Source organism: Erythrobacter sp. NE805, assembly GCF_046452355.1.
In the GTDB taxonomy this organism is placed as follows: domain Bacteria; phylum Pseudomonadota; class Alphaproteobacteria; order Sphingomonadales; family Sphingomonadaceae; genus Erythrobacter.
In genome coordinates, this window is the sequence record NZ_JBKFDI010000001.1 from 790,393 (window position 1) to 808,906 (window position 18,514).

The 18,514-nt window shown below is 70.0% G+C and carries 17 protein-coding genes; 9 read left to right on the top strand and 8 right to left on the bottom strand.

Annotated elements, in window-relative coordinates; all coding sequences use genetic code 11:
* The first annotated feature begins 165 nt into the window (after positions 1-165).
* Entirely contained in the window at positions 166-2,520 is a 2,355-nt protein-coding gene (locus tag ACLBKU_RS03635) for a trypsin-like serine protease (RefSeq protein ID WP_410178171.1), read from the top strand.
* 162 nt (positions 2,521-2,682) lie between these two features.
* On the opposite strand, the gene ACLBKU_RS03640 is transcribed toward ACLBKU_RS03635, so the two are convergent.
* Together ACLBKU_RS03640 and ACLBKU_RS03645 are read right to left on the bottom strand one after the other, a co-directional pair.
* Complete coding sequence (locus ACLBKU_RS03640) at positions 2,683-2,919, bottom strand: hypothetical protein (RefSeq protein ID WP_410178172.1); 237 nt, start codon at positions 2,917-2,919, stop codon at positions 2,683-2,685.
* 52 nt (positions 2,920-2,971) lie between these two features.
* Entirely contained in the window at positions 2,972-4,975 is a 2,004-nt protein-coding gene (locus ACLBKU_RS03645) for a TIR domain-containing protein (RefSeq protein ID WP_410178173.1), read from the bottom strand.
* Between the two features lie 136 nt (positions 4,976-5,111).
* On the opposite strand from ACLBKU_RS03645, the gene ACLBKU_RS03650 reads away from it, so the two are divergent.
* From ACLBKU_RS03650 to ACLBKU_RS03665, 4 genes are all read left to right on the top strand, one after another.
* Complete coding sequence (locus ACLBKU_RS03650; RefSeq protein ID WP_410178174.1) at positions 5,112-6,017, top strand: SPFH domain-containing protein; 906 nt, start codon at positions 5,112-5,114, stop codon at positions 6,015-6,017.
* A gap of 108 nt (positions 6,018-6,125) precedes the next feature.
* Positions 6,126-6,356, top strand: coding sequence for a toxin-antitoxin system HicB family antitoxin (locus ACLBKU_RS03655; protein WP_410178175.1), 231 nt, complete (start codon positions 6,126-6,128; stop codon positions 6,354-6,356).
* 113 nt (positions 6,357-6,469) lie between these two features.
* On the top strand, positions 6,470-6,817 hold the full coding sequence (locus ACLBKU_RS03660) for a hypothetical protein (protein ID WP_410178176.1): 348 nt from the start codon (positions 6,470-6,472) through the stop codon (positions 6,815-6,817).
* A gap of 32 nt (positions 6,818-6,849) precedes the next feature.
* Positions 6,850-7,812, top strand: coding sequence for a hypothetical protein (locus ACLBKU_RS03665; RefSeq protein ID WP_410178177.1), 963 nt, complete (start codon positions 6,850-6,852; stop codon positions 7,810-7,812).
* Here the strand turns inward: ACLBKU_RS03665 and bchJ are convergent.
* The 4 genes from bchJ to hppD all read right to left on the bottom strand — a co-directional run bounded on the left by bchJ (position 7,787) and on the right by hppD (position 12,022).
* Positions 7,787-8,404, bottom strand: coding sequence for a bacteriochlorophyll 4-vinyl reductase (bchJ, locus tag ACLBKU_RS03670; protein ID WP_410178178.1), 618 nt, complete (start codon positions 8,402-8,404; stop codon positions 7,787-7,789). The two genes, ACLBKU_RS03665 and bchJ, sit on opposite strands and share 26 nt — an antisense overlap.
* The gene (gene bchE / locus ACLBKU_RS03675; protein ID WP_410178179.1) at positions 8,394-10,007 is read right to left on the bottom strand and encodes a magnesium-protoporphyrin IX monomethyl ester anaerobic oxidative cyclase; all 1,614 of its coding nucleotides are present in this window, start codon (positions 10,005-10,007) and stop codon (positions 8,394-8,396) included. Before bchE ends, bchJ begins: the two co-directional genes overlap by 11 nt.
* A gap of 336 nt (positions 10,008-10,343) precedes the next feature.
* Complete coding sequence (locus ACLBKU_RS03680; RefSeq protein WP_410178180.1) at positions 10,344-10,910, bottom strand: VOC family protein; 567 nt, start codon at positions 10,908-10,910, stop codon at positions 10,344-10,346.
* Positions 10,907-12,022 (bottom strand): 4-hydroxyphenylpyruvate dioxygenase, encoded by a 1,116-nt coding sequence (gene hppD, locus ACLBKU_RS03685; protein WP_410178181.1) that lies wholly within the window; start codon positions 12,020-12,022, stop codon positions 10,907-10,909. The genes ACLBKU_RS03680 and hppD overlap by 4 nt, the downstream gene beginning before the upstream one ends.
* A gap of 147 nt (positions 12,023-12,169) precedes the next feature.
* On the opposite strand from hppD, the gene ACLBKU_RS03690 reads away from it, so the two are divergent.
* A complete protein-coding gene (locus tag ACLBKU_RS03690) occupies positions 12,170-12,697 on the top strand; it encodes a VOC family protein (protein WP_410178182.1) in 528 nt (175 codons plus the stop codon).
* Positions 12,697-13,338, top strand: a complete 642-nt coding sequence (locus ACLBKU_RS03695) for a carboxymuconolactone decarboxylase family protein (protein WP_410178183.1) — start codon at positions 12,697-12,699, stop codon at positions 13,336-13,338. Before ACLBKU_RS03690 ends, ACLBKU_RS03695 begins: the two co-directional genes overlap by 1 nt.
* 100 nt (positions 13,339-13,438) lie before the next feature.
* On the opposite strand, the gene ACLBKU_RS03700 is transcribed toward ACLBKU_RS03695, so the two are convergent.
* Positions 13,439-14,977 (bottom strand): acetyl-CoA acetyltransferase, encoded by a 1,539-nt coding sequence (locus ACLBKU_RS03700; protein WP_410178184.1) that lies wholly within the window; start codon positions 14,975-14,977, stop codon positions 13,439-13,441.
* The gene (locus tag ACLBKU_RS03705) at positions 14,967-16,235 is read right to left on the bottom strand and encodes an acetyl-CoA C-acetyltransferase (protein WP_410178185.1); all 1,269 of its coding nucleotides are present in this window, start codon (positions 16,233-16,235) and stop codon (positions 14,967-14,969) included. Before ACLBKU_RS03705 ends, ACLBKU_RS03700 begins: the two co-directional genes overlap by 11 nt.
* Before the next feature lie 90 nt (positions 16,236-16,325).
* On the opposite strand from ACLBKU_RS03705, the gene ACLBKU_RS03710 reads away from it, so the two are divergent.
* Together ACLBKU_RS03710 and ACLBKU_RS03715 are read left to right on the top strand one after the other, a co-directional pair.
* On the top strand, positions 16,326-17,138 hold the full coding sequence (locus tag ACLBKU_RS03710) for a crotonase/enoyl-CoA hydratase family protein (protein ID WP_410178186.1): 813 nt from the start codon (positions 16,326-16,328) through the stop codon (positions 17,136-17,138).
* A 143-nt stretch (positions 17,139-17,281) separates the two neighbouring features.
* Positions 17,282-18,445: an acyl-CoA dehydrogenase family protein gene (locus ACLBKU_RS03715; protein ID WP_410178187.1), complete on the top strand. Its 1,164-nt coding sequence runs from the start codon at positions 17,282-17,284 to the stop codon at positions 18,443-18,445.
* Positions 18,446-18,514: the final 69 nt, after the last annotated feature.

Here is an 18,514-nt window from a genome sequence, read left to right on the forward strand (position 1 = left end):
GCCTTCCGGCGTCCCCAAGGCGCGCGCCCCCGCGCGGGGGCCTTCGCAAGCTGCTTAACCGCTCACCCGCGCGCCTCACAAGCGGCAATGGCCGCGGTTTGACCGACTCGGGCGAAAAATGGCATTCATGCAGGGGCTTGAGGGGGCTTTGGGGGGAGAGCGACAATGCGCAGGCGATGGGCGCGGATGATGCTCGCGGCGCTGGCGATGCTGGCGGTTCCGGTCGCAGACCTCGAGGCCCAGACGCAGCTCCCCGCACAGGCGCCGGAGGCCTGGTCGCGTTTCACCCCCAGCGACGGGCCCGAGCGCGCCCGGACCGACACCTCCCCCGCCCTGCGCGCCCGCGAGGCGGAAGCGGCGGCGGCTGCCGCCACGCGCTGCGATGCGGGGGAGGCGGCGGGCTGCGCCGCGCTCGGCCGCGCCTATCTCCACGGCGAGGGCCGCCCGCAAAGCCGCCCGGTCGCCGAGATTCTGCTGCGCGAGGCCTGCGCGCGCGGCGCGGGTGAGGCCTGCGGCAGCCTCGGCTACTTCCTCGTCGACACCCGCAGGCCCGATCTCGCCCCCGAAGGCGCGGCGCTGCTGCGGCGCGGCTGCGATCTCGGCGCGCTCGACGCCTGCGCGGACCTCGCCGACCGCCTCGCGCAAGGGTTCGAACCCGACTACCGGCCCGATCCCGCCGCCGCGACCGCCCTGCGCGAGGCGACCTGCGCCAAGGGCGGGGCGGCGGCCTGCGCGACGATTTTCGCGGCGCGGCTCGCCGCTGCCGCCTCGGCCGCGGAAGAGGACGAGGCGCTCGGCGCGCTCGGGCGGCTGTGCCGCGAGGGCACGGCCCCCGCCTGCCGCACGCTCGTCACCCGGCTGGTGCGCGAGGACACGCCGCGCAAGGTGCCCTATATCGCCGCGCTGCTGGGCGATGCCTGCCGCGCCGGGCTCGCCGAGGCCTGCGCCGACCTTGCCCGCAGCGCCTTCCGCGCGGGCGAGGGACCACCCGAGAGCCGCGCCGCCGCGCTCGAACTGTTCGACCGCGCCTGCGATCTCGCGCGCCACGAATGCCGCGCCGCCGCCGACATCCGCGCCCGCCCGGCGCTCGCCGTGCCTTGCGCGGGCGGCGACCAGGCGGCCTGCACCGGGCTCGCCGATCTGCTCGCCGTCGGCAGCTCGCCCCTCGCCGACGAGGGCGAGGCGCTGCGTCTCCTCGCCGCCGCCTGCGAGGCTGGGCACATCCCCGCCTGCGGCCGGGCCGCGAGCGTGCTGCGCGGGATGCAGCCGCGCCCCCTCCCGCCGCAGGATGCCGCGCGCGTGCTCGGCTGGCTCGGCAGGGCCTGCGAGGCTGGCGAGGCGCTGCAATGCGAAAATTTGGGTGAGCTGCTGGTGCGCGGCGAGGACGTGCCTCAGGACCGGGCGCGCGGCTTCGCCTTCGTCTCGCTCGCCTGCGAGGGCGGGCGGACCTATGCCTGCGACGCGCTCGAGGAGGCGGCGGAAACTGACCCCGAGGCCCCGCTGCCGACCGCCGACAGCCGCCTGCTGCCGCCGATGGACGCAGCCGAGGAGGCCGCGCTCTACGCGCGGGCGGAAGAGGAGCGCCGCGCCGAGAACGAGCGCAACCGGACGACGGACTGCACCACCACCACGGTCGAGTTCCGCGGGCAGGCGTTCACCGACACGATCTGCGAGAAAATCCAGCGCGTCACCGGCGCCTTCATCGCGCGGATCGGCGAGGCGCCGTGGCAGGCGCTGCTGTGGCGCCCCGCCAGGCTCGGGGACTTCCCGCTGACCCGCGCCCAGCAGGTGCTGTGCGGGGGCGCGGTGGTGCGCACCGGCTGGGTGCTGACCGCGGCGCATTGCCTCACCGACGAGATCACGATTGCGCCCGGCCGCAAGCAGTATTTCCCGGTGAATGCGACCTCGGGGCACCGCATCCGGCTCGGCCTCGCCAATCCGCTCGCCGACGAGGGGATCACCTATCCGATCCTCAAGGTGCTGAAGCCCAAGCAGTTCTCCCGCGCGGGCTTCGCCTTCGACATCGCGCTGGTGCAGTATGACCCGAAGGCCGGGCGGCGCGGCGCGGTGGTGCGCCCGGTGGCGCAGATCCGGCTCGACCCGCAGCCGCTCGGCACGCGGCGGATCGTGCCGCGGGCGCCGGCCTATGTCTATGGCTGGGGCAGCACCGCCTACGAGGGCGGGAGCCTGCCGCCCGACGCGCTGCGCGGGGCGCGGCTGCTGCTGCGCGGCGAGGAGGATTGCATGGAGGTCACGCGGCTCGGCGGGCTGCGCGCGGGCTCGGTGCTGTGCGCCGCCGGGGCGCGCGGCGAGCAGGCCTGTTTCGGCGACAGCGGCGGCCCGCTGGTGAGCTTCGACGATGCGAGCGGGGTGCCCACGGTGATCGGGGTGGTGAGCGCCGGGATCAAGTGCGGGACGACCGGCAAGCCGAGCCGCTTCACCCGGCTCGGGCACCCGGTGGTGCGCAGCTGGCTCGCCTCGCACGTGCCGGGCTACGTGGTGGGCCGGGTGCCGCGGTGATTCTCGCGGGGAACGGGGGCGGGTGGCAGGGTCGGTCCAGCCCCCGGCCAAACGCGTCCAGACCCCTGTCAGACCCCGGTTAGCCCCTCCTTAGGGCCCTTCAAGGTGGCGCCCGCGCCGATGTTTCATGTGAAACATCGGACGCGGGGCGCTGGCCGGGCGTTACTGCGCCGGAGCGGTCGCGGCCGTGGTCGGGGCCGGGGCGGCGACGCCGGGGCCGATCGGGTTGCCGGTCGGATCGAGGGTCTCTTCGGCCGCCGGGGTCTCGGTGGTGGCCGGGGCCATCATCTCGGTCGCCGCGGTTTCCTCGGCCGCCGGAGCCGCCTCTTCCTTGGCGCCGCACGCCGCCAGCGCCAGGGCGCCGGTCGCAACCATCGCAAAGTTCACGATTTTCTTCATGTCGGGAATCCCCCTCGCGCGCGCCCCCCATTGAGCGCGCGGGGCTTTGCTATCACGAGCCGAGCCGCTTGAGCAAATCCGCGAAGGCCGGCTCGGCGCGCAGCGGATCGAGCAGGGGGTCGTTGGGGGCCCACAGCAGGCCCGGGTCGCGCGCGGTGTAGGCATCCTCGAGCAGCGCGAGCGCCTGGGCTCCCTCGCCGCGCCCGGCATGGACCTGCGCCTGCTGGTAGCGGCTGTCGTCATAGCCCTTGGCGAGCTCGGCAAGTGCCTGATCGGACGCGGGTTTGTCGCCAAGCCTGGCCTTGGCGACAGCGATCATGGTGAGCGCGTACGCCTTGCCCGGCTCGGCCTCGGCGGCCTTGAGCGCGCCCGCGGCGTCGCCCTGCATCAGCTGCGCGATGGCGATCGCGAAGCGCGCGCTGGCGAGGCTCGGATTGAGCGCGAGAGCCCGCTCCATGCGCGCGACGACCTGCGGATAATCGCGCGAAAACAGCGCGATGTAGCCCGCCGAGCGGAAGGCGCGGGCGTTCAGCGGATCGAGCTCGAGCACCGTTTCGATCATCCGCCGGGCGAGCGCGAGGTCGGTCCCGTAGGCATTGAAGCTCGCCACCGCGCGCAGCACGTCGGCGTCCCCCGGCGCAAGGCTCTCGGCCGCCCGGTAATGCGGCGCCGCCCCCCTCCGGTCGAGCCGCCCGTTGGCGAGCGCGAAACCGAGCGCGAGATGCCCCCGCGCGAGCCGCTTCTCGAGCGCGACCGCGCGCCCGGCGGCGGCGATGGCGGCGTCGAACAGGCGGCGGGATTCGCCCTCGCCGCGCCCCACATTGTTGGCGATCGCGGCGAGCATCGTCGCGCGCATCGCGTGGGCGGCGGCGTAGTCGGGGTCGGCGGCGACGGCGGCCTCGAACTGCACCAGCGCGGCGCGGTCGGTCTCCTCGCCCGAGGACAGGTCGTAGAGCGCCATGCCGCGCAGGAAGGCCTCGTAGGCAGCCACCGAGCGGGTGCCGCCGATGTCCTGCTGCGCCTTCGCGGCGGCCTCAGCCTCGCCTTCCGAGGCGACCTCGGCGACCAGCGAGAGCGCGACGGTCTCGGCGATTTCGGACTGCACCGCGAAGACGTCGGCGAGCGGGCGGTCGTAGGTCTCCGCCCAGCGCACCAGCCCGCCGTCGATCGCCACCAGCTCGGCCGAGACCCGCACCCGCGCGGTGTCGCGCTGGACCGAGCCGCGCAGGATGTGCCCGACCCCGAGCTTGCGGCCGATCGCGAAATCGTCCTCGCCCTCGATTGCGCTCGAGGAGGTGGGCGCGGCGACCCTGAGGCGCGGGTTGCGGGCGAGCACGCTGCGCAGCTCGCGGGCGAGGCCGTCGGAGAAATACTTGCGGTCGGGGTCGCCGGTCTGGTTGGCGAAGGGCAGCACCACCATCGAGATCGCCGCCGAGGCGGGCGAGCCGAAGAGCCCGAACTGCCACGCGCCGAGCAGCCCCGCCGCGCCCGCGATCCCCGCGCCGCCGAGGACCAGCGCGCGCCGGGAGAGCGCGGGGCCGGGGCTGCGGGAAGGCACCGGCGGCGCGGGGCTCGTCGGCGCCGTCGCCGGGCCACCCCCCGCCTTGGCCCGCACCGCGACGAGGATTCGCGCCGCCTCGACGCTCGCGGGAGAGCCGTCCCAGGCGCTGATGTCGAGCAGCTGGAACTGCCGGAAGCCGAGCGGCGCGATGGTGCCGTCGATGGTCAGCGGCACGAGGCACCCGCGCTCGCGCCCGCGCTGCGCCTCGTCGCGCACCCAGTGCGATTGCGTCGAGGTCGCCGACCAGAGCACCACCACGCAATCGGCGGATTCGAGCGCGGCCTCGGTGGTCTGGAGGTAGTTCTCCCCGCCCTCGAGCCGGCCGTCCCACCACACCGCGTAGCCCGCGCCCTCGAGCAGGTCGATCACCGGGCGGGCGCGGGCGAGGTCGGTGCGCGAATAGCTGACGAACAGCCGCGCAGGCCTCGCACCCGCCGTCCCGTCGCCCTCGCCGCCGCTCACCACCGCCCGCGCCCCCCGATGCCTCGGCAGCACTGCTACCGCGAAACCGCCCCCCGCGCCAGACGGCGATGCGCGGCGCCTCGGCTCGCCCCGCGTGCGAAACCGCTTGACGCGCGCCTCATTTGATATAAAGGCAATATCACAATTATATCGCAACCGGAGATTCGTCATGTCCCCTACCGATACCCCCGCGCTCAATCGCAGCCGGGAAGTCCCGGCCTCGACCCAGAGCGGCTATGTCATGCTGCTGGTCAGCCTCGCGCTCGTCGCATTGGCGGCGTGGCTGTTCATCGGCGCGATCGAGGGCGAGGGTCCGCCCGAGGGCCTGCCGCTGATCGGCGCCTTCCTGGTCGGCTTCGTCGGCCTGTTCATCCTCACCGGCTTCTACATGATCAACCCCAACGAGGCCGCCGCGATCCAGCTGTTCGGCGCCTACAAGGGCACCGACCGCAGCGAGGGGCTGCGCTGGGTGCTGCCGTGGCTCGCCCGCAAGAAGATCGCGGTGCGCGCCAACAACGTCATCTCCGAGAAGATCAAGGTCAACGACGCGCGCGGCAACCCGATCGAGATGGCGGCCCAGGTCGTGTGGCGCGTCACCGACACCGCGCAGGCGCTGTTCGACGTCGACGACTACCGCGAGTTCGTCACCGCCCAGATCGAGGCGGCGGTGCGCGCGATCGGCTCGCGCTATCCCTATGACGACATCGAGCACCTCGAGGTGACGCTGCGCGGCAACCACGAGGAGGTCAGCGCCGAGCTGCGGGTGGCGCTGATCGAAAGGCTATCGGTCGCGGGGATCACCGTCGACGAATGCGGCCTCACCCATCTCGCCTATGCCCCCGAGATCGCCGGCGCGATGCTCCGCCGCCAGCAGGCCGAGGCGGTGCTCGCCGCGCGCCGCAAGCTCGTCGAAGGCGCGGTGACGATGGTCGACATGGCGCTCCAGCAATTGAGCGAGAAGAACGTCGTCGAGCTCGACGACGAGCGCAAGGCGGCGATGGTCTCGAACCTGATGGTGGTGCTGTGTGGCGAGCGCGACACCCAGCCGGTGGTCAACGCAGGTTCGCTCTACTGATGAACCGAAGGCCGTTCATGTCGAGCGCAGTCGAGACACTTCGCTCCGGCACGGACGGCCTTCATGCATCTCGACTTCGCTCGATGCGAACGGAGTTAGAATGACGGTATGACCGGGAAGAAAGCCTTTCCCCTGCGCCTCGATCCGGCGCTTCACGATGCGGTCCAGCGGCTGGCCGATGCCGAGCTGCGCAGCGTGAACGCCGAGATCGAAGTGCTGCTGCGCGAGGCGCTGGCGCGGCGAGGGATCCGGCCGGAGCGGAGCGAGCCGGCGCGGCGCGGGCGCCCGCCCTCGGGCTCGGGCTCGGGTCCGGACGTGCCGGATTGCAACAAAAGTTAAACAACTTCTTCGATTTCCTTACCTGGATCAGAGTCCTTGGTGTAACGCACGATATTCGCCCCTCGAATAGCGGAGCGTCGCACAGGCGCCCGTGGTCGCAGGAGAAGGTCGTCGTGTCGGGCAAGCAAAGGCCCTTTGTCGTCTATGTCGGGGGTGCGATAGCCTATCGGATCGCGCCGCGCGGCCTGCGGGGATGGCTCCACCTCCTCGTCTGGCTCGCCCTGCTGGTGCCGGCGATCCTGTGGCTCGACGAGCATCTCGATAGTCCTCTGACAAGGTCGGAATACGCCGCCGGGCTGCTGCTGTTCGCCGTCGGTGTCGTGGCGTGGCTGATCGGCGGCATCTGGTGGATGCTGGCGCATGGCGAGATCGTCCAGGTGGTCGAGATCAAGCGCAAGCGGCAATACGAACGCCTGCGCCGTGCGCGCGAGCGCGAGCGCGGCGAGGAGCGCGGGGGCTAGGCACGGGCGCGGCCTGCTGGCATCCCGCCGCCATGCTTGCAGCCCCCCGCCTCGCGCTGGCCTGCGCGGCCCTCCTCGCCGCCCCGGGCACCGACGCCCAGCCCATCGCTCCTGCCGAGGCACCCCGCGCCGCGCTTCCCGAGACGCTGGTGCTGGCGGGCGAGAACCTCGTCACCGTCACCGTCAACGGCGTGCCGCTCCGCTTCGAGGTCAGCGCCGAGGCCTTCGGCCCGCCGGTCGTCAATCCCGCAGTCGCCGCGCGGCTGATGCTGGTGCCCGAGGCGGCGCGCGGCTGGCGCTTCGGGCCGGTGGTGGTCGAGGGCCACTCGGCCAGCGCGCTCGCCGATTTCGGGGCGGGGCCAGCGGTGCTGACCCTCGCCTGGTCGGACCGCACCGCCTCGGAGAAGGCCGACGGGGTGATCGGGGTCCACCACCTGCCCCACGCCCGCGTGACCTTCGCCTTCCATGCCCCGGCACCCGGCGAGACGATCGAACGCTTCGCCCTCAAGCGCGCCGGGGGCCGCGGCAATACCCGGCTCGGCACCGAGGTCGCGGTCGGCAAGAAGCGGCTGATGATGATCTTCGTGCCCGAGCGGCGCGAGAACCTCGTCACCGCGCCGACCGCGAACTTCATCGCCACCCACCGCGAGGGCGGCTTCGAGCCGGGCTCGGATGGCGTCGCGGTGATGGATTTCGGCGTCGAGCGGCCCACCCGGATGATGCGCATCGCCGATCCGATTGCGCTCGGCAGCCTCGCGCTCGAGCGCTTCGCTGTGCGCGTCGAGGACTACGGCGCGCCGCGGCAGGTGGGCGAGATCGCGCGGGACGATCCGCGCTTCGACCGCAACGGCATCCTCGTGAGCCGCCGCAGGGGTCGCGGCCGTCCCGACCTCCTGACCCGCATCGGCAGCGACCAGCTCGCGCATTGCTCCTCGCTCACCTACGACCTCGCAGGGCGCGCGATCGAGCTCAGCTGCGCGCCGCCGCCCGGCTGATCGCGTAGGCGCGCAGCGGGGGGAAGTCCTCGTCCGGCTCGGCCATCCGGCAGGTGCAGTCCCCCGCGACGAGCGTGCGGTAGAGGCGGGTGAAGACCGCGGCGTACCAGGCGAACAGGCTGTCGGGCGGGGGCAGGCTGTCCCCGGCCTCGGAGCGGTCGATGGTGAAGCGCCACGCGCCGGTGCTCGCGAAGGCGCCGCCGCCGATGAAGGTCCAGGCGTGCTTGCGGATCGCCGCCATCAGTGCCCACGCGGCGAGCCCGGGCGGCGCGTGGCGCAGCAGCCACACGGCGGGCCGCGGGATGCGGTGGGCGATGATGTAGTCCGCGGTCCGCGCCCCCGCCTCCTCGGCGACGACGAAGGCGCCCATCGGGTCGTGGAGCGACAGCCAGCGGTGGAGCCGCAGCGCCTCGATCTCGGGGATCATGTGCTCGCCCGAGGGCAGGCGCTCGATCTGCGCGTCGGCGAGGATCGCGCGCGTCTCGGCATGGCCGAGCCGCTCCTCCATCACCGCCACCGCCTGAAGGATGGCGTTGGGGCCGATCAGGGCGCCGGGCTTGCGGCGGGCGAGGATGCGGCGCTCAATCGACATCGATCCGGTCCCGGCGCCGCGCCTCGCCCCGCTGCTTCATCTGCGCGCGCACCGCCTCGCGGCGCTCCGCGGCCTGAGCCGCGCGGTCGGCGGCGGTCTCCCAGTCGCCCGCGGCATCGATCGCGGCGGCGCGGCTTTCGTCGAAGTGGAACGCGACGCTCTTCTTGGTCTGCGGCCCCCAGTAGCCCGCCTTGCCGAGATCGTAGAAGGTCCGCTTGAACCCGGCGCGCAGGAAGGCCCACAGGCACCCCAGCAGGTAGCGCCGCCGGAAGCCCGTCCCGCGCCACGGATAGTGGAACAGCGCCTTGCGGCTGTAGAAGCGCCGGTAGTTCTTCATCACCCCGTCGAGCAGCTCCCCGCGCTCCATCGCGGCAGGCTTCATGATCGGGGTGACGAAGTTGTACTTCGAGAAATCGTGGACCTCGACCTGGTCCTTGAGCGTCTCGAACAGCGGGGTGTAGGGCCATGGCGTGTACATCGCCCAGTTGGCGAGGTCGGGCTGCCAGTCCCACGCCATCTGGAAGGTTTCCTCGAGCGTCTCGGGCGTCTCGTTGTCGAGGCCGACGATGAACTGCGCCTCGACGAAGATGTCGGCCTCACGCAGCAGCCGGATCGCCTCCTTGTTCTCCTCGACCTTGGTTTCCTTGTTGAACCGGTCGAGCTTCATCTGCGCGGCGGCCTCGGTGCCGAGGCTGACATGGACGAGGCCCGCGCGCCGGTAGAAGGACAGCAGCTCCTTGTCGCGGTAGATGTCGGTGACGCGGGTATTGATGCCCCACTTGACCTTGTCGGGCAGGCCGCGGTCGATCAGCTCCTGACAGAAGCGGATGAAGGTCTTGCGGTTGATGGTCGGCTCCTCGTCGGCGAGGATAAAGAAGCCGACGCCGTGCTTTTCGTGGAGCTCCTCGATCTCGTCGACGACATCTTTCGGGTCGCGCACCCGGTAGTCGCGCCAGAACTTCCACTGCGAGCAGAAGGAGCAGGTGAAGGGGCAGCCGCGCGCCAGATTGGGGATCGCGACGCGGGTGCCCAACGGGATGTATTTGTATTGGTCCCAATCGAGCACATCCCAATCGGGCTTGATCGAGCCCATGTCCTTGATCGTGTCGGCAGCCTCGGTGGCGACGACCTGATCGCCCTCTCGGAAGGCGAGGCCCTTGATTGTGCGGGCATCCTTGGGCCAGCGGCCTTCTTCGATCGCGGTGAACAGTTCGACCGCGATTGCCTCCCCCTCCCCGCGCACGATCACGTCGATATGCGGCGCCTCGGCGAGCACCTGCGCATACATGAAGGTCGCATGGATGCCGCCGAGCACCCTGACCGCGCGTGGCACCGTCAGCGCGGCGACTTCGAGCACGCGTTCGGCGGCATAGATCGAGGGCGTGATCGCGGTGGTGCCGACCACATCGGGCTGGAGCGCGCGCATCCGCTCGGCCAGCTCCTCGTCCGACAGCCCCTCGGTCATCGCGTCGATGAAGGTGATGTCGTCGAACCCCGCACGCTTCAGCGGCCCGGTCAGATAGGCGACCCAGGCGGGCGGCCAAGTCCCCGCGATCTCGGCGCCCCCTGAGCGGTAGTTGGGATGGACGAACAGGATACGCATGGGCCGACTCCCCCTTGTTGGACGGCCCAAGGTGGGGGAGCGGCGGGGATCAGGCTTTGCGGTGGATCAAATGTTAGACGCGCGAGGCAGTGCGCAGGATCGTTTCACGCAGAGGCGCAGAGGAAGCAGAGGCGCGGAGGCTTCGCGTCCGCCGCGCGAGCGGCATCCGCATTCTGGTTCGCGCTAAAAAGCCAAGGGGCCAAGCCGCGCCCGCCTTCTCCGCGCCTCCCTTCTTCTCTGCGCCTCTGCGTGAAAACACTCGGTGCGCGGCGTCATCACGCAGGCGTGCGCGGGGAGCACGCCCACCCCCGGCCCCTCCCGCAAGCGGGAGGGGGGTTACTGGCCCCTCGCCGCGTGCTCCGCCCGCGCGATCTCGTGGAGCCAGTCGGCGTGGCGGGGGGCGGTCTTGGTCTGCGACCATTCCTCGAGCATCACCGGGGCGACGCGGGCGAGTTCGGCATATTGCTCGGCCGTGCCGATATCGGCGGCGAGTTCCACCCGGTGGCCGTTGGGATCGAAGAAGTAGATCGACTTGAAGATGCCGTGGTGCGTGGGGCCGAGCACGTCGATCCCTAAGCCAACGATATGCGCCTTGGCCGCCAGCAGCGCCTCTTCCGAAGGCACCTTCAGCGCCAGATGCTGGACCCATGCGGGGGTGTTCGGGTCCTTGCCCATCTCCGGCTGGTTCGGGAGTTCAAAGAACGCCAGAATGTTGCCATTCCCCGCATCGAGGAAGATGTGCATGTAGGGATCATACTCGCCGGTCGAGGGCACGTGATCCTCGGCAAAGGCGGTGGTGTAGGTCATGCCGAGCACGCGGGCATACCACTCCACGGTCTCCTTCGCGTCCTTGCAGCGGTACGCGGCGTGGTGGATGCCTGACAGGGATACGGGGTGGGTCATTCGGCCGGTTCCTCGACGTTGAGCACGCCGCGGATGATCTGGTCGCGTTCCATGCTTTCGAACAGGGCCTTGAAGTTGCCCTCGCCGAAGCCTTCGTCGCCCTTCCTCTGGATGAATTCGAAGAAAACGGGGCCGACCTGCGCCTGCGCGAAGATTTGCAGGAGGAGGCGGGGCGCGCCGCCCTCCGTGGTGCCGTCCAAAAGGATGCCGCGCATCTTCAGCGCCTCGACATCCTCGCCGTGGCCGGGGAGGCGGCCCTCGAGCATCTCGTAATAGGTCGCGGGCGGCGCGGTCATGAAGGGGACGCCGAGTTTCTGGAGGCGGTCCCAGCAGCTCACCAGATCGTCGCAGATCAGCGCGATGTGCTGGATGCCCTCGCCGTTGAACTGGCGCAGGAACTCCTCGATCTGGCCCTTCCCGCCCTCGCCTTCCTCGTTCAAGGGGATGCGGATCTTGCCGTCGGGCGCGGTCAGCGCCTTGGAGGTGAGGCCGGTGTATTCGCCCTTGATGTCGAAGAAGCGGATCTCGCGGAAGTTGAAGAGCGTCTCGTAATAGTCCGCCCAATACTTCATCCGCCCGCCATAGACGTTGTGGGTGAGGTGATCGATGGTGTGGAAGCCCGCACCCTCGGGGCGCTTGTCGACGCCGGGGAGATATTCGAAATCGATGTCGTAGATGGTGAGGCCGTTGCCGCCGGCCGCGCCCTCGTAGCGGTCGACCAGATAGAGGATCGCTCCGCCGATGCCGCGGATCGCGGGGATGCGCAGTTCCATGACGCCGGTCTGGACAGCGACCGGTTCGGCGCCGCGCGCAATGAGGTAATCATAGGCCTTGGCGGCGTCGCGCACGCGGAAGGCCATCCCGCACGCGGAAGGTCCGTGCTCGCGGGCGAAATACCACGCGGCCGAGCGCGGCTCGTAATTGGCGATGAGGTTGATGCCGCCCTGCCGCCACAGGTGCACGTCCTTGGAGCGGTGCTGCGCGACGCGGGTGAAGCCCATCGCCGAGAAGACGGGCTCCAGAACGCCCTTCTCGGGGGCGCAGAACTCGACGAATTCGAAGCCGTCGAGCCCGGCGGGGTTGTCGAAGAGGTCCTTGGTGGGAGCGTTCATGGCGGGTTCCTCGGGCGCGGGAGATAGTTTCAATTGAAACCATCTAGCGCCCTCGCGCGATTCGCGCAAGGCTCGCGGGATGCGCGCGCCATGACTTGCGGTGATGGGCGTGTCGCGGCACTCTCTCCGCCCGAGGGAGAGTGACACATGCTGACGACCAAGGGCATCAACCACATCGCGCTGGTGTGCCGCGACATGGCGGAGACGACGCGCTTCTACACCGAGGTGCTGGGGATGCCGCTGTTCAAGACGGTGCAATTGCCCGACGGCGGGCAGCACTTCTTCTTCGATGCGGGCGGGGGGAACGCGGTCGCCTTCTTCTGGTGGAAGGACGCGCCCGCCGCCGCCCCGGGGGTGGCCTCGGTGCGGAAGTTCCCGTTCGACGCCAAGACCGCCGTGGGCTCGATGAACCACCTCGCCTTCCACATGGAGGAGGCCGAATTGGAGGCCGCGCTGGACCGGCTCGCGACGGCGGGGGTGGAGCACACCCACATGGTCTTCAACCACGACGACAGCCCCACGGGGTACGCGCGCGAGATGCACGAGGGCGTGTTCGTGCGCTCGGTCTATTTCACCGACCCCAACGGGATCATGCTCGAATTCGCCGCGACCACCCGCGCCTTCGGCCCGGAGGACGTGCGCCACGAACCCGCGACGCTGGCGGAGGACGCCTGATGCCGCGCCTGCGCGAAGTGCCGCTCGCCGAAGCCGACGCGAAGGTCGCCCGGCCGCTCTACGCCCAGCTCTTCGGGACGCGCGACCCCGTCGCCGAGCCCGGCACCGCCACCGGCACGCGGGGCGACTGGTGGACGGTCTTCGCCAATTCCCCCGACACCCTGCGCCACGCCGCGCAGGGGTTCGCCTATTACCGCTCGCCGGAGCGCAAGCTCGATCCGGTGCTGAGGGAGCTGGGGCAGACCTGGGCCGGGTGGGCTTGCGGATCGCAGTTCGTGTTCTCGCAGCACTGCAAGAGCCTGCGGGGGCTGGGGGTCAGCGAGGACAAGATCGCTGCGCTGCCGGTGTGGCAGACGTCCGACGTGTTCGACACGAAGGAGCGCCTCGTCCTTGCCTATGCCGACAGGCTAGTGTGCCATCAGGGCCGCGTGCCCGACGCGCTGTTCGCCGAGTTGAAGGCGGCGTTCAGCGACGAGGAAATCCTCGAGCTGACCTACATCACCTGCCTCTACCAGATGCACGCGGTGATGAGCCGGGCGCTCAGGACCGAGTTCGATGATCGGGACGATCCGATTGTCGAGGTGGCCGCGCCCGAGGGCTTCGATGCGCTGGACTTTCTGGGTGGCCGGCGAAAGGAATAACCAACTCCGTTCGTGCTGAGCTTGTCGAAGCACTGTCCTTCTTCTCGAGCGAGGCACCCGAAAAAAGGACAGCCCTTCGACAGGCTCAGGGCGAACGGGTTTAGAGAGTGACCCGCCCCACAGTCCTTCCCCGTTCGTCCTGGATCAGCGACAGCCGCACCCCGAAGGGCTCGCCGCTCTCGAAGGCGTCGGCCGTGGCGGCGTCCGAAAGATCGGCATTGCCCACCACCCGCTCGCCCGCCTCCGAGCGGCCGATAAAGATCGCCTCAGGCCCCTTGGGTCCGCGGTTGATGGTGTAGGTCTCGACCACCGCCGCCTCGACCGGCCCCTTCGCCACCGGCACTGCGTCGGTTGCCTTGGGGAGCACGGCGAAGCGGTCGTTGCCGCTCCAGTCGGCAGGCTGCGTCGAGTAGATCCCGGTCGCGTACTTGCTCATCCAGCCGCCATTGGCGCCCACCAGAGCATAGGACCCGCGATCCCCCCGCACGCGCTGCACCGCCTCGGCGATGGCGTGGGCCGAGTAGTTGTTCCCCGCGCCCCCGAAGAACGGCAGGCCCCCGGTCAGCGTCAGCCCCCGCGGGTCGTCGACCGAGAGGCCGAAGTGGTCGCACTGGTTGAAGACGGGAATCGCGAAGCACGAGTAGAAGTCGATGTAGCGGATATCCGCCATTCCCTTCCCCGCCCGCGCCAGCGCCGCGTCGACGCTCGCGAGCGAGGCCGGGTTGCCCGCAAGATCGGGCCGCTCGGAGAGCTTCAGCTCGGTCGCCGCGGTGACGGCGTGGATGTGCACCCACTTGTCCTCCGGCACCCCGAGTTCGCGCGCCAGCCCGGCGCTCGCGACGATCACCGCCGCCGCCTGGTTCACCTGATCGCGCGCGACCGTCATGCGCGGATAGGGTTCGGCGACGATGCGGTTGCGGTCGGTGACGGTCGCCAGATCCTCCGCGGTCCGCGCGACCGGCGCCGCCGAGTGCGGGTTCGCCGCCGCGACACGCGTGAAGGGCGCGAACAGCCGGCCGATCTCGAGCCGGTATGCCTCGAGCCCCATCCCCAGCCTGCGCCGCCGCGCGTTCTCCGCGAGCGCATAGAGCGGGATCGCCCCCGAGGCGCCGTGCGCGAAGAGCGCCGGTTCGAGCAGCTCCTCGACGCCGAAGCCCTGATCCTCGAAGTCGCCGGGCACGTCCTCCGACCAGTCGGGCTTCTCGCCCTTGGCCGAGAGCGCGAGCACGGTCGAGATCGCCTCGCTCCCGACGATCACGGCACAGCGGCTCTCGCCCGCCGCAATGGCCTGAGCGAACTCGCCCACGAGCTGCTGGTTGGTCTGCCCGCCGGTGGTGGTGAGGATCGCCCGCGCCGGGTTCGCCCCCACCCGCTTCGCGAGGGCGCGGGGCACGTTGTTCGCCGCGCCGAAAGGCGGCTCGCGCCCCGGACGGCTCATCTCGAAGGCGCGGATCGCGGCGAGGGTGTCGATGGCCCCCGCCACGTCACCGCTCGCGCCCGTGTCGGCGATCGCCGCCGCCAGCGCGCGGCCGCCCAGGTCCATGTAGGAGAGGGCCGCGTAGCCGGGCTCGCCGACCCTCTCCGAATATTGCCCGACCCCGATGACGACCGGGGTGTTGTCCGCAACCTCAGTCGACAAAGCCGTCGACCCGCTCAACGAGGATCGCCGGGGCCATGCCGCCCGCCGCGCACATGGTGACGAGGCCGTAGCGCCCGCCACGACGCTCGAGCTCGTCGACGATGGTGCCGATCAGGATCGACCCCGTCGCGCCGATGGGATGGCCGAGCGCGATCGAGCCGCCGTTCACATTCACCTTGTCCCAGTCGAGCTCCAGATCGCGCACGAATTTCGCGGCGACCACCGCGAAGGCCTCGTTGATCTCGTAGAGGTCGATGTCGTCCTTGCTGAGACCTGCCTTGGCCAGCACCTTCTTCGCCGCCGGGACCGGCGCGTTGAGCATCAGCGTCGGGTCGTCGCCCATGTTGGCGGTGGCGACGATGCGGGCGCGGGGCTTGAGGCCGTGCTTCTGCGCATAGTCCTTCGAGGTGATGAGCACCGCCGCGGCACCATCGACCACGCCCGACGAATTGCCCGCATGGTGGAAGTGCTTGATCTCGAGGTCGGGATACTTCTGGTTGACGAGCTTGCGGAAGGTCGTGCCCTGCTCGTCCAGCGGCATGTCGGCGATCTTGGGGAAGGCCGGCTCGAGCTTGGCGAGGTCCTCGCGGGTGGTCTGCGGGCGCGGATATTCCTCGCGGTCGAGGATCACGCTGCCGTCGTCCGCCACCACCGGCACCACCGACTTGGCGAAGCGGCCTTCGGAAATCGCCTCGGCGGCGCGCTGCTGCGAGCGGTAGCCGACCTCGTCGAGCTCCTCGCGGGTGAAGCCTTCGAGCGAGGCGATGGCATCGCCGCAGATGCCCTGGTGCGACTGCGGGTGCACCTTCTGGAGCCGCTCGTTGTAGCTGCCCATCATCGGCGGCCTGATCCCGGCGCGCATCTTCTCCTGGCTCATCGCGGCGGTGAGGCTCATCATTTCGGTGCCCCCGGCGACAACGCAGTCCTCCATCCCGCTCATCACCTGCGCGGCGGCGAGCGCGACGCTTGTGATCCCGCCGCCGCAGAAGCGGTCGAGCGTGGTGCCCGAGGAGGTGATGTCATAGCCCGCATCGAGCGCCGCCATGCGGCCCATGTCGCCCGCCTGCATCCCGTCCTGCGTCGAGACCGACCAGATCACGTCGTCGACGGTCTTGGTGTCGAGGTTGTTCCGCTCCTTGATCGCCTTCAGCACGGTCGCGGCGAGGTGCTGCGGGTGGCACGCGGCGAGCGCGCCCTTGCCCTGCTTGCCGATCCCGCGCGGGGTGCGGACGGCGTCGATGATGTAGGCTTCGGCCATGATGGAATCCTCTCCGGTCTAGCGAAAATGCGGTTGACGCGTCCGTAAACCGGCTGCACCACTCGCACAAGAATTGCGTTTCGAAACGTAATGACAAATTCGATAGGCCAAAGAGAGAGGATCCGCCCCGTGAGCGACACCACCGCGCCCGAAGTCCTGACTGAAGTGGAGGACGGCGTCCTCATCGTCACCATCAACCGCCCCGAGGCGAAGAACGCCATGACCAAGGCGGCGTCCGAGGCGATCGCGGCGGCGATGGACCGTTTGGATGCCGAGGACGACCTGCGCGTCGGCATCCTCACCGGCGCGGGCGGGACCTTCTGCTCGGGGATGGATTTGAAGGGCTTCCTGCGCGGCGAATCGCCGAGCGTGCCGGGCCGCGGCTTCGGCGGCGTGGTGCAGGCTCCGCCGGCCAAGCCGCTGATCGCCGCGGTCGAGGGCTATGCGCTCGCGGGCGGGCTCGAGCTGATGATCGCCTGCGACCTCGTGGTGGCGCACGCGGGCGCGAAGTTCGGCATTCCCGAAGTGAAGCGCGGCCTTGTCGCGGCGGCCGGGGGCGTGATGATGCTCCCCGACCAGATCCCCGAGCGGATCGCGATGGAGCTCGCGCTGACCGGCGACTTCATCGACGCGCCCCGCGCCTACCAACTGGGCCTCGTCAACGAAGTGACCGAGGGCTCTGCGCTCGATGCCGCCAAGGCGCTCGCCGCGCGGATTGCGGCCAATGGCCCGCTCGCCGTCAAGGTTTCGAAGCAGGTGATGAAGCAGTCGCGCGGCTGGGCGATGGACGAGCGCTACGCCAGGCAGGGCGAGCTGATCGGCCCGGTGTTCGTCAGCCACGACGCGCGCGAGGGCGCCGCGGCCTTCGCCGAGAAGCGCAAGCCGAACTGGACCGGGAAGTAAGCCCGTCCGAGAGGGGCGCTAGCGGGCGGGAAGCGGGCGCCAGACCCCCGCTTGCCCCCCTCCAGACCCCTCCCAGACCCCCCTTCAGCGCAGTGCTTCACGTGAAACATCGCAGGACTTGATCACCAGGAGAGAGAGAGACCATGCCCGTCATCGACGTGCCCCCGCCCGCCTTCATGGAAGACGAGGAGATCGCCATCTTCGCCGATGCGGTCGGCAAGTTCTACGCTCAGCACGCCCCCCAGAAGCGGGTCGAGAAGTGGCGCGAGGACGGGATGGTTGAGCGCGAGTTCTGGCGCGAGGCCGGGGCCGCCGGGCTCCTCGGCGTCTCGGTGCCGACCGAATACGGCGGCCACGGCGGGGACTTCCGGCACGACATGGTGGTGATCGCCAAGCAGGGCGAATACGGCGTCGACGGCTTCGGCGCGTCGCTCCACAACACCATCATCCTGCCCTACCTCGTGCGCCATGGCACTGAGGAACAAAAGAAAAAATACCTCCCACGGCTGGTGAGCGGCGACCTCGTCAGCGCCATCGCGATGAGCGAGCCCGACGCGGGGAGCGACCTCCAGTCGATCAAGACCACCGCGCTGAAGGACGGCAACGGCTACCGGCTGAACGGCTCGAAGACCTGGATTTCGAACGGGCAGCTCGCCGACTTCATCATCGTCGTCGCCAAGACCGACCCGAACGAGGGCGCCAAGGGCATCTCGCTGCTGCTGCTCGAGACCGAGGGGGCAGAGGGCTTCCAGCGCGGGCGCAAGCTCGACAAGATCGGCCTCGACGCGCAGGACACCAGCGAGCTGTTCTTCGACAACGTCTTCGTTCCGGCCGACAATCTGCTCGGCGGCATCGAGGGCCGCGGCTTCTACCAGCTGATGGGCGAGCTCCCGCAGGAACGCCTCGTGATCGCGATGAACGCCATCGCGGGGATCGAGAAGGCGCTCGACGTGACGGTCGAATATGTCAAGAACCGCAAGGCCTTCGGCAAGACCATCTGGGACTTCCAGAACACCCAGTTCACCCTCGCCGACCTCAAGGCCCGCGGCACCGCGGCGCGCGTGTTCGTCAACGACTGCATCGCCAAGCTGCTCGAGGGCAAGCTCGACGTCGCGACCGCCAGCATGGCCAAGTACTGGGTGACCGAATTGCAGTCGGAAGTGGTCGACAAGTGCCTGCAATTCCACGGCGGGGCGGGCTACATCAACGACTACGCCATCGCCCGCATGTACCGCGACACCCGCATCGCGCGGATCTACGGCGGCTCCAATGAAATCATGAAGATGCTGATCGCGCGTTCCATGTGAGCAGCCCCATCCGGGGCTGCTTCCTCGGTGCGTTTCGAGCCCTGCGGCCTCGAGTACCTGCGGGGCGGC

What these genes read in the sequence shown, in the direction of transcription:
- ACLBKU_RS03695 (WP_410178183.1), top strand. Translation starts at nt 12,697, where the DNA reads ATGCCGCGCCTGCGCGAAGTGCCGCTCGCCGAAGCCGACGCGAAGGTC.
- ACLBKU_RS03690 (WP_410178182.1), top strand. Translation starts at nt 12,170, where the DNA reads ATGCTGACGACCAAGGGCATCAACCACATCGCGCTGGTGTGCCGCGAC.
- ACLBKU_RS03640 (WP_410178172.1), bottom strand. Translation starts at nt 2,919, where the DNA reads ATGAAGAAAATCGTGAACTTTGCGATGGTTGCGACCGGCGCCCTGGCG.
- ACLBKU_RS03635 (WP_410178171.1), top strand. Translation starts at nt 166, where the DNA reads ATGCGCAGGCGATGGGCGCGGATGATGCTCGCGGCGCTGGCGATGCTG.
- bchE (WP_410178179.1), bottom strand. Translation starts at nt 10,007, where the DNA reads ATGCGTATCCTGTTCGTCCATCCCAACTACCGCTCAGGGGGCGCCGAG.
- bchJ (WP_410178178.1), bottom strand. Translation starts at nt 8,404, where the DNA reads ATGTCGATTGAGCGCCGCATCCTCGCCCGCCGCAAGCCCGGCGCCCTG.
- ACLBKU_RS03665 (WP_410178177.1), top strand. Translation starts at nt 6,850, where the DNA reads ATGCTTGCAGCCCCCCGCCTCGCGCTGGCCTGCGCGGCCCTCCTCGCC.
- hppD (WP_410178181.1), bottom strand. Translation starts at nt 12,022, where the DNA reads ATGAACGCTCCCACCAAGGACCTCTTCGACAACCCCGCCGGGCTCGAC.
- ACLBKU_RS03655 (WP_410178175.1), top strand. Translation starts at nt 6,126, where the DNA reads ATGACCGGGAAGAAAGCCTTTCCCCTGCGCCTCGATCCGGCGCTTCAC.
- ACLBKU_RS03710 (WP_410178186.1), top strand. Translation starts at nt 16,326, where the DNA reads ATGACAAATTCGATAGGCCAAAGAGAGAGGATCCGCCCCGTGAGCGAC.
- ACLBKU_RS03680 (WP_410178180.1), bottom strand. Translation starts at nt 10,910, where the DNA reads ATGACCCACCCCGTATCCCTGTCAGGCATCCACCACGCCGCGTACCGC.
- ACLBKU_RS03705 (WP_410178185.1), bottom strand. Translation starts at nt 16,235, where the DNA reads ATGGCCGAAGCCTACATCATCGACGCCGTCCGCACCCCGCGCGGGATC.
- ACLBKU_RS03650 (WP_410178174.1), top strand. Translation starts at nt 5,112, where the DNA reads ATGTCCCCTACCGATACCCCCGCGCTCAATCGCAGCCGGGAAGTCCCG.
- ACLBKU_RS03715 (WP_410178187.1), top strand. Translation starts at nt 17,282, where the DNA reads ATGCCCGTCATCGACGTGCCCCCGCCCGCCTTCATGGAAGACGAGGAG.